Origin of the sequence: Carnobacterium sp. AT7 (genome assembly GCF_000171855.1) — a bacterium.
In the GTDB taxonomy this organism is placed as follows: Bacteria; Bacillota; Bacilli; order Lactobacillales; family Carnobacteriaceae; genus Carnobacterium_B; species Carnobacterium_B jeotgali.
The window spans coordinates 47,835-62,500 of the sequence record NZ_ABHH01000004.1 but is presented as its reverse complement, the minus strand read 5'-3'; the positions used below and the strand labels follow the sequence as shown (position 1 = coordinate 62,500).

Below are 14,666 nucleotides of genomic sequence, written 5' to 3'. Positions count from 1 at the left end.
GGATTGCAGGCTGCAACTCGCCTGCATGAAGCCGGAATCGCTAGTAATCGCGGATCAGCACGCCGCGGTGAATACGTTCCCGGGTCTTGTACACACCGCCCGTCACACCACGAGAGTTTGTAACACCCGAAGTCGGTGAGGTAACCCTTTTGGGAGCCAGCCGCCTAAGGTGGGACAGATAATTGGGGTGAAGTCGTAACAAGGTAGCCGTATCGGAAGGTGCGGCTGGATCACCTCCTTTCTAAGGAATATAACGGAAACCCACACATTCGTACTTACTTTGTTTAGTTTTGAGAGGTCAATGATCTTTCTTCTATAATAATAATAAAATAAATGCTCTTGGGGCCTTAGCTCAGCTGGGAGAGCGCCTGCCTTGCACGCAGGAGGTCAGCGGTTCGATCCCGCTAGGCTCCATTGCAACTTTAGTTGCGAAAATTTAAGTTGTTCTTTGAAAACTGGATAAAGTTAAAAATTGTAATTCAAGTAAGAAACCAGAAACACACCGAAAATTTTTAAAAGTAAGTTTTTAAGGTTCTCATCGAAAGATGAGTATTGAAAATTAACGATTAACCATAGGTTAAGTTAATAAGGGCGCACGGTGAATGCCTTGGCACTAGGAGCCGATGAAGGACGGGACTAACGCCGATATGCTTTGGGGAGCTGTAAGTGAGCTTTGATCCAAAGATTTCCGAATGGGGGAACCCAGCATCTTTTATAGGATGTTACTGCTGACTGAATACATAGGTCAGTAGAGGTAGACGCAGAGAACTGAAACATCTAAGTACCTGCAGGAAGAGAAAGAAAAATCGATTCCCTGAGTAGCGGCGAGCGAAACGGGAATAGCCCAAACCAGAAAGCTTGCTTTCTGGGGTTGTAGGACTGAACACATAGAGTCATAAATGATTTTGGTAGGAGAAGCGACCTGGAAAGGTCTGCCGAAGAAGGTAAAAGCCCTGTATCCGAAACCAAATTCACTCTGATCAGTATCCTGAGTACGGCGGAACACGAGAAATTCCGTCGGAATCCGGGAGGACCATCTCCCAAGGCTAAATACTCCCTAGTGACCGATAGTGAACCAGTACCGTGAGGGAAAGGTGAAAAGAACCTCGGAAGAGGAGTGAAATAGCCCCTGAAACCGTGTGCCTACAAATAGTTAAAGCCCGTTAATGGGTGATAGCGTGCCTTTTGTAGAATGAACCGGCGAGTTACGATCCCATGCGAGGTTAAGTTGATGAGACGGAGCCGCAGCGAAAGCGAGTCTGAATAGGGCGAATGAGTATGTGGTCGTAGACCCGAAACCAAGTGATCTACCCATGTCCAGGTTGAAGGTGCGGTAATACGCACTGGAGGACCGAACCCACGTATGTTGAAAAATGCGGGGATGAGGTGTGGGTAGCGGAGAAATTCCAATCGAACTTGGAGATAGCTGGTTCTCTCCGAAATAGCTTTAGGGCTAGCCTCGGAATTAGAATCATGGAGGTAGAGCAACTGTTTGGACTAGGGGCCCTTCTCGGGTTACCGAATTCAGATAAACTCCGAATGCCATTGATTTATATCCGGGAGTCAGACTGCGAGTGATAAGATCCGTAGTCGAAAGGGAAACAGCCCAGACCACCAGCTAAGGTCCCAAAGTTTATGTTAAGTGGAAAAGGATGTGGAGTTGCTTAGACAACTAGGATGTTGGCTCAGAAGCAGCCATCATTTAAAGAGTGCGTAATAGCTCACTAGTCGAGTGACCCTGCGCCGAAAATTTACCGGGGCTAAACATAACACCGAAGCTGTGGATAGAACCATTGGTTCTATGGTAGGAGAGCGTTCTAAGGGCGTTGAAGCTAGATCGTGAGGACTAGTGGAGCGCTTAGAAGTGAGAATGCCGGTATGAGTAGCGAAAGACGGGTGAGAATCCCGTCCACCGAATGACTAAGGTTTCCTGGGGAAGGCTCGTCCTCCCAGGGTTAGTCGGGACCTAAGTCGAGGCCGAATGGCGTAGACGATGGACAACAGGTTGAGATTCCTGTACCAGTTTGTTTTGTTTGAACAATGGAGGGACACAGTAGGCTAAGGAATACGCGCTGTTGGATATGCGCGTCCAAGCAACAAGTTTTGAAGTGAGTCAAATGCTTGCTTCTTTAAGAACAAGTTGTGATGGGGAGGGAAATTAAGTACCGAAGTTCCCGATGTCACACTGTCAAGAAAAGCTTCTAGTTAGAAACAAACTGCCCGTACCGCAAACCGACACAGGTAGTCGAGGAGAGAATCCTAAGGTGTGCGAGAGAACTCTCGTTAAGGAACTCGGCAAAATGACCCCGTAACTTCGGGAGAAGGGGTGCTGACCAATTGGTCAGCCGCAGTGAATAGGCCCAGGCGACTGTTTATCAAAAACACAGGTCTCTGCAAAATCGTAAGATGACGTATAGGGGCTGACGCCTGCCCGGTGCTGGAAGGTTAAGAGGATGGGTTAGCTCTCGGGCGAAGCTCAGAATTGAAGCCCCAGTAAACGGCGGCCGTAACTATAACGGTCCTAAGGTAGCGAAATTCCTTGTCGGGTAAGTTCCGACCCGCACGAAAGGCGTAACGATCTGGGCACTGTCTCAACGAGAGACTCGGTGAAATTATAGTACCTGTGAAGATGCAGGTTACCCGCGACAGGACGGAAAGACCCCATGGAGCTTTACTGCAGTTTGATATTGAGTGTTTGTACAGCTTGTACAGGATAGGTAGGAGCCAATGAAGCCAGGACGCCAGTCTTGGTGGAGGCGTTGGTGGGATACTACCCTTGCTGTATGACCACTCTAACCCACAGCCCTTATCGGGCTGGGAGACAGTGTCTGACGGGCAGTTTGACTGGGGCGGTCGCCTCCTAAAGTGTAACGGAGGCGCCCAAAGGTTCCCTCAGAATGGTTGGAAATCATTCGCAGAGTGTAAAGGCATAAGGGAGCTTGACTGCGAGACCTACAAGTCGAGCAGGGACGAAAGTCGGGCTTAGTGATCCGGTGGTTCCGCATGGAAGGGCCATCGCTCAACGGATAAAAGCTACCCTGGGGATAACAGGCTTATCTCCCCCAAGAGTCCACATCGACGGGGAGGTTTGGCACCTCGATGTCGGCTCATCGCATCCTGGGGCTGTAGTCGGTCCCAAGGGTTGGGCTGTTCGCCCATTAAAGCGGTACGCGAGCTGGGTTCAGAACGTCGTGAGACAGTTCGGTCCCTATCCGTCGCGGGCGTAGGAAATTTGAGAGGAGCTGTCCTTAGTACGAGAGGACCGGGATGGACACACCTCTGGTGTACCAGTTGTTCTGCCAAGGGCATTGCTGGGTAGCTATGTGTGGACGGGATAAACGCTGAAAGCATCTAAGCGTGAAGCCCCCCTCAAGATGAGATTTCCCATCACGTAAGTGAGTAAGACCCCTGAGAGATGATCAGGTAGATAGGTTGGAAGTGGAAGTCTAGCGATAGATGGAGCGGACCAATACTAATCGGTCGAGGACTTAACCAAATTTTTTAAACGGTGTAAGACGGTTTCAGAACGAAAAATGATGGTTAACTTATCCAGTTTTGAGAGAACAACGTTCTCTTGATTGAAATTGTGTGGTGATGATGGCAAGAAGGTCACACCTGTTCCCATGCCGAACACAGAAGTTAAGCTTCTTAGCGCCGATGGTAGTGAAGGGTTTCCCTTTGTGAGAGTAGGACGTTGCCACGCAGATTCAATTATTCCGCAATAGCTCAGTTGGTAGTAGCGCATGACTGTTAATCATGATGTCGTAGGTTCGAGTCCTACTTGCGGAGTCTTTTTTTTTTGCAAATAATTAATAGTATAATTGAGTAATGCCGCTTTAGCTCAGTTGGTAGAGCGCTTCCATGGTAAGGAAGAGGTCGCCGGTTCAAATCCGGCAAGTGGCTTACAGAAATAGAAAGAGACCTTGAAATTCTAAGGTCTTTTTTTTGTTTTCTAAATAAATTTTTCTGGAATATCTCAGGTTAGATTAATAATCATTATTAATTCTTTTATGATCAATTCTTTTTTTGATAATAAAGTGTAGGAAATCGCGCTCTTTGAGTCTAATGGAGAGTACTGATATACTTAACAGAATAGAAAAAAGTCAAAGAGAGGAAGATTGATGTGAAGGCTCTAATCCATGAAAAAACTCCAGGTATAAAAGGACTGAAACTAAAAAAAGTCGAAACTAAAGAAATAGGTAAGAAAGAAGTAAGGATCAAAGTGAAAACGATTGGATTAAATCATCGAGATTTGGCCACTGTTAATGGACGTAATAAGATGAGTAGACCTCTAATCGTTGGATCGGATTGTGCAGGTATTATAAGTGAAGTAGGATCAGAAGTAACCTTGTTTGATGTAGGTGATGAAGTGATTGTAAATCCTGGTATAGGCTGGTTAAATAAGACTGAGGCCCCACCAGAGAATTTCCAGATATTAGGAAATCCACTACAAGGAACATTTTCAGAAGAGTTTATTATTCATGAGAATTTTGTAGCACTGAAGCCTAGTTATTTAACATGGGAAGAATCAGGAGTTCTTTCATTAAGTGCTTTAACAGCGTATAGAGCACTTTTCACAAAAGGTGAGGTATCTAATCAGCAAACCATTTTAATCCCAGGGATAGGCGGAGGAGTAGCCACATACCTGCTTCAGTTTGCTAAGGCAGTTGGTGCGACAGTTTATGTAACGTCACGGTCTGATGAAAAATTGAAAAAGGCGCTAAAATTAGGAGCAGATAAAGGAATAAATAGTACAAAAGATTGGGCACCAGAACTTAATGATGAAAAAATGGATAGTGTAATAGAGTCAGTGGGAGCAGCAACCTTTAACCAATCGTTGAAACAATTAAAAAAAGGTGGGAAAATGGTTTTATTCGGATCTTCAACTGGTGATATTGTTGAATTAAATTTGCGCGAGTTTTTTTATGGCCAATACACTTTGCTAGGAACGACAATGGGGAGTAGAGAAGAATATATGGACATGCTCAAATTTATTGAAGGGTATTCTATTAAGCCTATTATAGATACAGTATTTGATTTTGAGGATTATGAAGCAGCCTTTAACCGATTGGAAGCAGCTGAACAAATGGGTAAGATAGTTCTTCGTGTAAGTAAATAAAAAAGCGAATCATTTTTTGTAAGGCTTTTCTTGGTATCTAATTCAAGAAGTGTTAAACTTAATGAAGTAAATTAAAAAGGAAGTGTTAGTATGGAATTTGAAAAAAATGGAAATCGTTTCTTCAAAAATGATGAGTCCGGAAAATTAATTGCAGAAGTAACGTATATTCCTTCAGGTGAAGATAAAGTAATTTTAGATCATACTTTTGTAGATCCTTCTTTAAGAGGTCAAGGTATTGCTGCGCAACTAGTAGATAGAGTTGTTGAAGAGATGGAAAGTGAAGGCAAAAAAATTGTTCCACTTTGTCCTTATGCAAAAGAACTATTTAATAGAAAACCTGAAAAATATAAAACTATAGAAGCTGAATAGTAATCGTCCTATTGAATAAAGAGTTCTTTTTTGTTAAAGTGATTATGGATAGGAATTATTCGTAATCACTTTTTTTGGTAAATAAAACTATTCAAGATTATAAAATGATTAAAAATGCAAAGAAATGTAAGAATAGTCTTTACATTGTACTGGATTATTTATATAATATTCCTTGTGCTTGAATAATATTTACACGTATGGCCCGTTGGTCAAGCGGTTAAGACACCGCCCTTTCACGGCGGTATCACGGGTTCGATTCCCGTACGGGTCATTTTCTTTCTTATTAAATTTTTTGCCGGCTTAGCTCAGTTGGTAGAGCATCTGAATCGTAATCAGAGGGTCGAGGGTTCAACTCCTTTAGCCGGCATTCATTTAGATGATCATTTGATAGCAAAGATAATTTTATTATGGAGGGGTAGCGAAGTGGCTAAACGCGGCGGACTGTAAATCCGCTCCTTCGGGTTCGGCAGTTCGAATCTGCCCCCCTCCACCATTAATGGGCTATAGCCAAGCGGTAAGGCAAGGGACTTTGACTCCCTCACGCGTTGGTTCGAATCCAGCTAGCCCAGTTGCATGAATATGCAAGTATAATCCAAATGAATGTTGTGTGGTGATGATGGCAAGAAGGTCACACCTGTTCCCATGCCGAACACAGAAGTTAAGCTTCTTAGCGCCGATGGTAGTGAAGGGTTTCCCTTTGTGAGAGTAGGACGTTGCCACGCAGATTCATTTATGTTGAGTCATTAGCTCAGTTGGTAGAGCATCTGACTTTTAATCAGAGGGTCGCAGGTTCGAATCCTGCATGACTCATAATAAAAACTTGTAACAGTTACTGTTGCAAGTTTTTTTTGTATTTAAAATGAAACGATTATCATAAAATAACTGTTAGAAACCGAAATAGGTATCCAAGTTAATAATGATAAGAGGGTATCAATTAGGTGGAATAATGTTATTCATATGAGATATTATGGTATAATACACAATGGGTGACAATCAGAAACAGTATAGGAGGTGCGCGTATGTCTATAGATTGGTCACAGTTAATAACGTGGCGAAATTTTCTTAACGTAGTAGATATATTAGTGGTTACGTTTTTTATTTATCAACTTATTAAAATTTTGCGTGGTACAAGAGCTGTTCAATTATTAAAAGGAATTGCAGTCATCATGTTAATAAAAATCGTCAGTTTCTTCTTGGGGTTGCAAACATTGGATTGGATTGTTGATTTAGTAATTCAATGGAGTGTCCTTGCAATTATTATCATTTTCCAGCCAGAACTGCGAAGAGGCTTAGAGCATCTTGGTCGAGGATCCATATTCAACCGAGCAAAAAGAAAAATCAATCCTGGAGAAAATTTGGTTCAACAATTGGCAAAAGCTGTTCAGTATATGGCGAAAAGAAGAATTGGCGCATTGATTTCTATCCAGATGGATACAGAATTAGATGAGTTTATTGGGACAGGAATTGCTTTAGATGCAGATATATCTAGTGAATTATTGATTAATATTTTTATTCCTAATACGCCATTACATGATGGTGCTGTCATTATTAGAGACTATAAAATAGCATCGGCTGCTAGTTATTTGCCACTATCTGAGAGCACGTTGATTTCTAAAGAATTAGGAACACGTCATCGAGCTGCAATTGGTTTGAGTGAAGTAACAGATGCTGTAACAATCATTGTTTCTGAAGAAACTGGTGGAGTGAGCATTTCATATAAAGGCGAATTATTACGAGAATTATCTAAAGATGATTTTGAAAAATTCTTAAGAAAAAACTTAATTGTTGTTGAAAAAGAAGCGAAGAAAAATTCTTTTCAAGAACTAGTGGATAGTTTTAAAAAGGGGGCTTCTAAATAATGGAGAAGATTTACAATAATCCATGGTTTATGAAGGTCGTTGCACTCGTATTTGCTATTCTCCTCTTTGCGTATGTAAATAGCAGTAATAATAGAGGGCAAACTACTAGTAGTGTTGATGGACTAAGTGCGACTACAACGGATACGATACTTGATGTGCCAATAGTTGTTGAAATTGATCAAGATAACTATTATGTAACGGGGTTTCCAGAAACAGTATCTGTTGAAATATCAGGACCTTCCAGTATTGTATTAAATACTAAAACAACTAAAAATTTTGATATTGTAGCGACTGATTTAGATAGTTTAGGGGTTGGTACTCATACAATAGAATTAGTTGCAGAAGGCCTTTCGCCTCAATTGAAATATAAGATTTCGCCACAAGAGGTAACTATAACAATTGAAGAAAAAAAGGTAGAAACTTTTAGTGTAGATGTTGAATTTGATAAGTCATTAATTGCTAGTGGGTATGAGGCAGGTACACCAACTATTAATTACGAAACAGTAGAACTAACCGGTACTGCTTCTACAATTGACCAAGTATCTGCGGTTAAGGTAGTTGTGAATGAAGAAGAGGGTATTACAAAAGATATTGTTCAGACACTTCCTATTCTTGTTAGTGATGCTTATGGTAAAAAATTAGACGTTGATCTTAATCCTAGTGAGGTAACGGTTAATATACCTGTTAATCCCACATCTAAGGAAATACCGTTAGTCTTAAATCAAACGGGTACTGCCAATGATGGTTTTACTTATGAACTAGGGCTAATAATCAAACGGATACAGACGTTTCAGTTCAAGCAAATAATGAAGTGTTAAAGAACTTAAGTAGTTATCCAGTTGATGTTGATGTGACAGATATAACTAAAACAATCACTCAAACGATTGAGTTGCCTTTAATTGAAGGGGTAACACTGGTAGATCCAAAGGAAATTGAGGTAACCATTACCGTTACTAAAAAAAATCCAATAGAAAATGAACAAAGTCCGACTGACACAAGTAAGAAAAACTCAAGTTCAAGTGAATCTAGTTCATCAAGTGAGTCTAGTTCATCAAGTGCGTCTGTAAAAAATGAAAGTGAATCTTCTTCAAGTTCTTCAAAAGAACAATTAAATGATTCAGTAATTGAATCCAGTGAATAAGTAAGTGAATAAGATAGAGCAAATTATTTTTGAATAAGGCTCAAACTTTGAAAAGGGGTAAAGTAAAAATGGGAAAATATTTTGGAACAGATGGAGTAAGAGGGGTTGCTAACTCTGAGTTAACTCCAGAATTGGCTTTTAAGTTAGGAAGATATGGTGGGTTTGTTTTGACTCAACATGCTGAAGGAGAGAAACATCCACGTGTTTTAGTTGGAAGAGATACTCGTATTTCTGGTGAGATGTTAGAATCTGCCTTAATTGCTGGTCTTTTATCAGTCGGAATCGAAGTAATGAAACTAGGGATTATATCAACTCCTGGAGTTGCTTATTTAACACGTGTCCAAGGAGCTGCAGCAGGTGTAATGATATCAGCTTCTCACAATCCTGCTCCTGATAACGGTATTAAATTTTTTGGATCTGATGGATTCAAATTATCTGATGAAACTGAATTAGAAATTGAAGCACTATTGGATGAAGATAATGATAATTTGCCTCGTCCTATTGCACAAGGTCTAGGTACTGTTGATGAATATCCTGAAGGTGCATTGAAATACACACAATTTTTACAACAAACTATTCCCAATGATTTAGCTGGCTTACAAGTTTGCTTAGATGGTGCTAATGGATCAACAAGTCCTCTTATTAACCGTTTATTTGCAGATTTAGAAACAGAATTTGACGTAATGGCAGCTACACCAAATGGACTGAATATTAATGATGGTGTTGGATCAACACATCCTGAAAATTTGGCTAAATTTGTAGTTGAAAAAGGAGCAGACGCTGGTTTAGCATTTGATGGTGATGGAGACCGAGTTATAGCAGTTGATGAGCTAGGGAACATTATTGACGGAGATAAAATCATGTTCATTTGCGGTAAGTATCTGCAAGAAAAAGGTCGTCTGAAAAAAGATACAATCGTTTCTACTGTTATGAGTAATTTAGGTTTCCATAAAGCCATTGAAGCAAATAATATGATTGCTCTTCAAACTAAAGTGGGAGACCGTTATGTAGTAGAGGAAATGCGTAAAAATGGGTATAACTTTGGTGGAGAACAGTCAGGACATATGGTGTTCTTGGATTACAATACGACTGGTGACGGAATGTTATCAGGAATTCAATTGTTGAATGTTATGAAAGAAACAGGCAAAAAATTGTCAGAACTAGCTGCAGAAGTTCAAACATATCCGCAAAAATTAGTGAATATTCGTGTCAGCGATAAAAATGGAGCAATGGATGTTCCAGCTATAAAAGCGATCATTGATGAAGTTGAAAGTGAAATGAACGGAGATGGACGTATTTTGGTTCGTCCTAGTGGAACAGAACCATTACTACGTGTTATGGCAGAAGCTCCTTCCCAAGAAAAAGTAAATCTTTATGTTGATCGAATTGCTTCTGTTGTAAAAGAAGAAATTGGATTGGCTGAATAAAAATCTTTTCTAGTCGCTTATTTTACGACAAAAAAAAGAGTTCTAAATCATTGATTTAGAACTCTTTTTTTGTTGTCGTTAGATTTAAGATCAAGTAGTAAATACAAAAATGAGTGTTGCTTAAAAGACGTATTGCAACTATACTTATTTTTAGTTAGTTGCAATGTTGAAAGGGGATATAAAGTGATATTATTTGGGGCACTTATTAATGGGGTAGCGGTTGTTCTCGGTGGTAGTATTGGATTGTTATTAAATAAAGGACTATCCAAACGGATAAGTGAAGCGATTATGAATGGTTTAGCTCTTTGCGTTTTGTACATAGGTTTTAGTGGTGCGATGGCTGGAGAAAATATTATCATTACGATAGGTTCAATGGTCATTGGTGTTATCATTGGCGAAGGATTGGATTTAGATAAGAAAGTAAATCAGTTAGGTCTGTTAATGGAAACTAAATTTCGTCCCAAAGAAGATACAGTATCAATTTCTAAAGGATTTATAACAGCTAGTTTATTAGTCTGTGTAGGGGCTATGTCAATCGTAGGAGCATTACAAAGTGGGTTAACGGGGAATCATGAAACGTTACTAGCTAAATCATTGATTGACGCCATAGCAGCTCTTGTATTAGCTTCAAGTTTAGGAGTGGGCGTTTTACTAGCAGGAGGATTAGTTCTCATTTATGAAGGGACTATTGCTTTGTTAGCAAGCATGTTGGCTCCGCTACTAACAGATACAGTCATTAATGAAATGACCTGTGTAGGGTCTCTTTTAATAATCGGTTTAGCTTTGAATATGCTTAAAATAACAGATTTAAAAATAATGAATTATGCACCTGCAGCTTTCATTCCAATTATTTTTGGATTGTTTTATTAGAGTACAAGAATCATCAATTAAAATAGCTTGGGTAGTTTTAGTTGCATAAGTATTGCTATTATAGTATATTTAAAAACGTAATTTAATAGAGAGATAGAGGCGCAATTTTTAAGAGTACAGTTATTATGAAGGCACAAGCTAATAACTGGAAAGGGAAAATTGCCGAAGTGTAAAGTATTGCCAAGTACTTTATGCTGGGGTTAAGCAGAATATGTTTAACACTGTCAAAAATTTTGTCACGAAATTTTTGGAGGACTATCAACAAAAGGGTTAAAGGGACATTACATATGGAACTATTCTAGCACCTTGAGTTGTATAGAACTCAAGGTGTTTTTTTGTGCGCACAAATAGAAAGGGAGTTTAGAATGAAGAAAAAAGTGGTTATTGGTTTATTTATTCTTGCGTTTATGTTGTTTTCAATTAATGGAGAGTTCAGAGATTCTGTTGGATCTACCGTAGACTTCGGCTGGTTTTCTTTAGTGCCACCGGTTGTATCTATAATTTTAGCGTTTATTTCAAAAGATGTTATTATTTCATTGTTCTTTGGTATTTTTGCAGGAGGTTTTGTCTTACATTTAGCAGACGGCTCTGTTTTTTATGCCTTCATGCAATCATTTTTGAGTATAGTTGATTACACGTTAAACTCATTAGCTGATCCGTGGAATGCAGGGATTATTTTGCAAGTTCTAACAATTGGAGGCTTAATTGCATTGATGACAAAAATGGGAGGAGCAAAGGCTGTTGCAAATGCATTATCTAAGAAAGCCAAAGGACCTATTAGCGCTCAAGTTATTACGTGGATTTTAGGTGTACTACTTTTCTTTGATGATTATGCAAATTCATTAATAGTTGGTCCAGTTATGCGACCGGTAACAGATGAAAAGAAAGTTTCGCGCGAAAAACTATCGTTTATCGTTGATGCTACAGCTGCTCCAATTGCTGGAATTGCATTGATTTCTACTTGGGTTGGTTATGAAGTAGGATTAATCAAAGATGGATATGAAGCAATTGGCCAAGAGGTAAATGCCTATAGTATTTTTGTTGAAACAATTCCTTATCGTTTTTATAATATTTTAATGCTTGTATTTGTACTATGTACTGCCGTTTTTTTAAAAGAATTTGGTCCTATGTTGACAGCAGAAAGAAGAGCAAGAAAATACGATCAAGAAAATAAAGATGAAATCAATCCAAGTGTTGTAAATGAAATTGATGAAATGGAACCAGCTGAAGGGGTTCACTTAAGTATTTGGAATGCCATTGTTCCTATTGGGACCTTAATTGTTGTTGCTATTGTCGGTTTTTATGCCAACGGTTATCATGCTATTTTAGCTGGAGAAAATAGCATGTTAATTGATTTGTTAAAAGAGAGTCCGTATTCGTTTACGGCCATTCAGGAAGCATTTGGAGCATCAGATGCAAGTATTGTATTGTTTCAAGCGGCTTTGTTGGCCAGCCTAGTTGCTATGGCTATGGGAGTGGCACAAAAAACTTTTACATGGGGTCAAGCAGTCGAAACTTGGATAAACGGAATGAAATCTCTTATTATTACTGGAGCTATTTTGTTATTGGCATGGTCATTGAGCGAAATTATTACAGATTTAGGAACAGCTCAATTCTTAGTTTCATTATTATCTGATTCCATGCCTGCATTTTTATTGCCTTCTGTTATTTTTATTCTAGGTTCTATTATTTCCTTTGCAACGGGCACATCTTATGGAACGATGGGGATTTTAATGCCATTGACGATACCGTTAGCAGCAGCTTTGTCACCTGATCCAGAGTTTATTGTTATTTCAGCAGGAGCTGTTTTAACTGGAGCTATTTTTGGAGATCATTGTTCACCCATTTCTGATACGACCATTCTTTCTTCTATGGGCGCAGGTGTAAATCATATGGAACATGTTCGAACACAATTGCCTTATGCCATTGTAGTAGGAATGATTACCGTATTATTTGGTTTTCTTCCAGTTGGATTAGGCCTGCCGATAGGACTTGTACTTCCAGTATCAATGATTGTTATTATTTTAGTTGTTTACTTCTTTGGTAAATCGGTTGAAGAAAAGAAATGAGTAAAACAAATTTTATGAAAATATAAGAGTATAAAACGAAGATTTACACCAGAAGGTTTTACTAAAAGAAATGATATAATAAAGTATAAAAGAAAGTAAGAGTTCTATTTTAACGTGTTTCTAAAGGTGAAATTAGAAATGAGGGAGCAATGATGAAAGCAAATCAAAAGAAAACTTTCATAGTAACAGTTAGTGTAGTTTTGTTGATTGCGTGGAATTTTCTTACAATCCCGTTATTTTTATATGGCTCATTTGGTAGTGATGCTATTTTAGATCTCAGTCCTATTGGGAAAATAGTAAACGTATTGCTTACTGCATGGATATTTTTATTGATACCAAACTTTCCTTTGATTGGCATACTCGTTTCTTTAATAAAAGAACAAATGAAAAGAGTCTATTATCATTTAGGTGCATTTATTGGTGTAGTGATAGGCAGCATCTTTTTCTTTCAAGACAACAGTATAGTCGCTTTAATTCTTACTGAAATAAGTGGGCTACTTTCACTTGTATTATTATTAACTCAATTGTTTTCAAAAAGAAATCAAAGACCTCATACTTTTAAATGAAAAATACGTTCAACTTAATAAAGAACCATAAAAAAGAGAATCTTCGTCAAATAGTGTGGCTGCTTTTAAAAATTCTTTCGGAATAGACGGATTTGCTTGTAAGAGCCCTGGTACAGTCTTAAGTCTAAAGTCTTAAGAATTTTCAAGCCTCAAACACAGCTTAATCGCTAAAGCGATGTCATTCGCATTGAATACTTTACAGGGCTACAAGCAATCCAATTCCCCAGAAGTGTTAAGCATGAACTACATTCATCTATCCACACTAAAAAGTATAGAGCCAAAAAAGAGAATCCAAATTTGGATTCTCTTTTTATCTATATAAAATCATAATTTAATTATTTCTTCTGCCGCCAAATAGTAAAACTAATCTGAGGACTTGTAAGAAAGAAGCAATGGCTGCCGCAACATAAGTAAGAGCTGCAGCATCTAAGACTTTTTTAGCTTGCGGAACTTCAGTAGAATTTAAAATTTGTTGGTCTCTTAAAATAGCAATGGCTCGGTTAGAAGCATTAAATTCAACCGGTAACGTAACTACTTGGAAAATCAGTGCCACAGAGAAGAAAATGATTCCCAGATTGATCAAAGTCTGGTTGTATCCAAAAATAACACCTAATAAAATCATTGGAAAAGAAATTTTTTGGCCAAAGTTTGTAGCTGGAACCAAAGCGCTTCTTAGTTTTAATGGAATATAATTTTTTTGATCTTGGATAGCGTGTCCTACTTCATGAGCAGCGACACCAATAGCAGCAACTGAGCGTGAATGACGGGTGGCATCGGATAGACGTAAAATGTCTGCACTAGAATCATAATGGTCTGTTAAATCACCTCTGACAGCCTCAATCTTTACATGCTGCAATCCGGCATTATCTAAAATAAGACGCGAAACTTCAGTGGCAGTGTATCCTTTTGCATTCGTCACGTTACTATATTTTTCATACGTACTTTTGACGAATGAGCTTGCAATTCCAGATAATAGAACACCGATAATAATTAAAATATAAGTTTGATCAAAGAAAAACATCTCGATTTCCACCTTTCTACTTCCTTTTGATTAGTATAACACAAGCGATGAATGTCATATGTGAAGATTTTCGTAATATTAGCAATTCTTTGTTAAATAAAATATGTTGAAAAACTAAATATTGAAACTCAGATACTTTGCTTAAAGAAATGTCAAAAGTTATAATCAAATTTATAAGGGAAAGATCATTTGTTTTTCTGTACTAACAACTTTTAAATTGGAGAG

The 14,666-nt window shown here is 38.6% G+C and carries 10 protein-coding genes, 8 tRNA genes, 4 rRNA genes and 1 riboswitch (1 of these 23 only partly in view); of the genes, 21 read left to right on the top strand and 1 reads right to left on the bottom strand.

Annotated features, from left to right (window positions below; genetic code table 11):
- The 21 genes from CAT7_RS02555 to CAT7_RS02455 all read left to right on the top strand — a co-directional run.
- Positions 1-241 (top strand): 16S ribosomal RNA (locus CAT7_RS02555) (it extends 1,321 nt beyond the left edge of the window).
- 100 nt (positions 242-341) lie between these two features.
- Positions 342-414 (top strand) — tRNA-Ala (locus tag CAT7_RS02550).
- A gap of 161 nt (positions 415-575) precedes the next feature.
- A 23S ribosomal RNA gene (locus CAT7_RS02545) occupies positions 576-3,496 on the top strand.
- 91 nt (positions 3,497-3,587) lie between these two features.
- Positions 3,588-3,703: ribosomal RNA gene (rrf, locus tag CAT7_RS02540) — 5S ribosomal RNA — on the top strand.
- Together the 16S, 23S and 5S rRNA genes with 3 tRNA genes alongside form the textbook arrangement of a ribosomal RNA operon.
- Before the next feature lie 12 nt (positions 3,704-3,715).
- Positions 3,716-3,789 (top strand) — tRNA-Asn (locus CAT7_RS02535).
- Positions 3,790-3,830: 41 nt separating this feature from the next.
- Positions 3,831-3,903: transfer RNA gene (locus tag CAT7_RS02530), tRNA-Thr, on the top strand.
- Between the two features lie 220 nt (positions 3,904-4,123).
- Positions 4,124-5,119, top strand: coding sequence for a zinc-dependent alcohol dehydrogenase family protein (locus tag CAT7_RS02525; RefSeq protein ID WP_007721647.1), 996 nt, complete (start codon positions 4,124-4,126; stop codon positions 5,117-5,119).
- Between the two features lie 90 nt (positions 5,120-5,209).
- Positions 5,210-5,488: a GNAT family N-acetyltransferase gene (locus CAT7_RS02520; RefSeq protein WP_007721645.1), complete on the top strand. Its 279-nt coding sequence runs from the start codon at positions 5,210-5,212 to the stop codon at positions 5,486-5,488.
- A 199-nt stretch (positions 5,489-5,687) separates the two neighbouring features.
- Positions 5,688-5,759: transfer RNA gene (locus CAT7_RS02515), tRNA-Glu, on the top strand.
- 23 nt (positions 5,760-5,782) lie between these two features.
- A tRNA-Thr gene (locus CAT7_RS02510) sits at positions 5,783-5,855 on the top strand.
- A 42-nt stretch (positions 5,856-5,897) separates the two neighbouring features.
- Positions 5,898-5,981, top strand: a tRNA-Tyr gene (locus tag CAT7_RS02505).
- Between the two features lie 4 nt (positions 5,982-5,985).
- Positions 5,986-6,057, top strand: a tRNA-Gln gene (locus CAT7_RS02500).
- Between the two features lie 37 nt (positions 6,058-6,094).
- Positions 6,095-6,210: ribosomal RNA gene (rrf, locus tag CAT7_RS02495) — 5S ribosomal RNA — on the top strand.
- Between the two features lie 15 nt (positions 6,211-6,225).
- Positions 6,226-6,298 (top strand) — tRNA-Lys (locus CAT7_RS02490).
- Positions 6,299-6,507: 209 nt separating this feature from the next.
- Complete coding sequence (gene cdaA, locus CAT7_RS02485; RefSeq protein WP_007721643.1) at positions 6,508-7,347, top strand: diadenylate cyclase CdaA; 840 nt, start codon at positions 6,508-6,510, stop codon at positions 7,345-7,347.
- Positions 7,347-8,165, top strand: a complete 819-nt coding sequence (locus tag CAT7_RS02480; RefSeq protein WP_007721641.1) for a CdaR family protein — start codon at positions 7,347-7,349, stop codon at positions 8,163-8,165. The genes cdaA and CAT7_RS02480 overlap by 1 nt, the downstream gene beginning before the upstream one ends.
- Entirely contained in the window at positions 8,159-8,488 is a 330-nt protein-coding gene (locus tag CAT7_RS02475) for a CdaR family protein (protein WP_007721640.1), read from the top strand. The genes CAT7_RS02480 and CAT7_RS02475 overlap by 7 nt, the downstream gene beginning before the upstream one ends.
- A 68-nt stretch (positions 8,489-8,556) precedes the next feature.
- The gene (gene glmM / locus CAT7_RS02470) at positions 8,557-9,915 is read left to right on the top strand and encodes a phosphoglucosamine mutase (protein ID WP_007721639.1); all 1,359 of its coding nucleotides are present in this window, start codon (positions 8,557-8,559) and stop codon (positions 9,913-9,915) included.
- A 183-nt stretch (positions 9,916-10,098) separates the two neighbouring features.
- Positions 10,099-10,785, top strand: coding sequence for a DUF554 domain-containing protein (locus CAT7_RS02465; RefSeq protein WP_007721638.1), 687 nt, complete (start codon positions 10,099-10,101; stop codon positions 10,783-10,785).
- 86 nt (positions 10,786-10,871) lie between these two features.
- Positions 10,872-11,051, top strand: a riboswitch (Lysine riboswitch).
- 99 nt (positions 11,052-11,150) lie between these two features.
- Positions 11,151-12,854: a Na+/H+ antiporter NhaC family protein gene (locus tag CAT7_RS02460; protein WP_007721637.1), complete on the top strand. Its 1,704-nt coding sequence runs from the start codon at positions 11,151-11,153 to the stop codon at positions 12,852-12,854.
- A 149-nt stretch (positions 12,855-13,003) separates the two neighbouring features.
- Positions 13,004-13,420, top strand: coding sequence for a hypothetical protein (locus CAT7_RS02455; RefSeq protein ID WP_231549448.1), 417 nt, complete (start codon positions 13,004-13,006; stop codon positions 13,418-13,420).
- 331 nt (positions 13,421-13,751) lie between these two features.
- On the opposite strand, the gene CAT7_RS02450 is transcribed toward CAT7_RS02455, so the two are convergent.
- Positions 13,752-14,441, bottom strand: coding sequence for a zinc metallopeptidase (locus CAT7_RS02450; protein WP_007721635.1), 690 nt, complete (start codon positions 14,439-14,441; stop codon positions 13,752-13,754).
- Positions 14,442-14,666: the final 225 nt, after the last annotated feature.

Coding starts and splice junctions, on each gene's coding strand:
- CAT7_RS02520 (WP_007721645.1), top strand. CDS start 5,210: ATGGAATTTGAAAAAAATGGAAATCGTTTCTTCAAAAATGATGAGTCC.
- cdaA (WP_007721643.1), top strand. CDS start 6,508: ATGTCTATAGATTGGTCACAGTTAATAACGTGGCGAAATTTTCTTAAC.
- CAT7_RS02480 (WP_007721641.1), top strand. CDS start 7,347: ATGGAGAAGATTTACAATAATCCATGGTTTATGAAGGTCGTTGCACTC.
- glmM (WP_007721639.1), top strand. CDS start 8,557: ATGGGAAAATATTTTGGAACAGATGGAGTAAGAGGGGTTGCTAACTCT.
- CAT7_RS02460 (WP_007721637.1), top strand. CDS start 11,151: ATGAAGAAAAAAGTGGTTATTGGTTTATTTATTCTTGCGTTTATGTTG.
- CAT7_RS02455 (WP_231549448.1), top strand. CDS start 13,004: ATGATGAAAGCAAATCAAAAGAAAACTTTCATAGTAACAGTTAGTGTA.
- CAT7_RS02450 (WP_007721635.1), bottom strand. CDS start 14,441: ATGTTTTTCTTTGATCAAACTTATATTTTAATTATTATCGGTGTTCTA.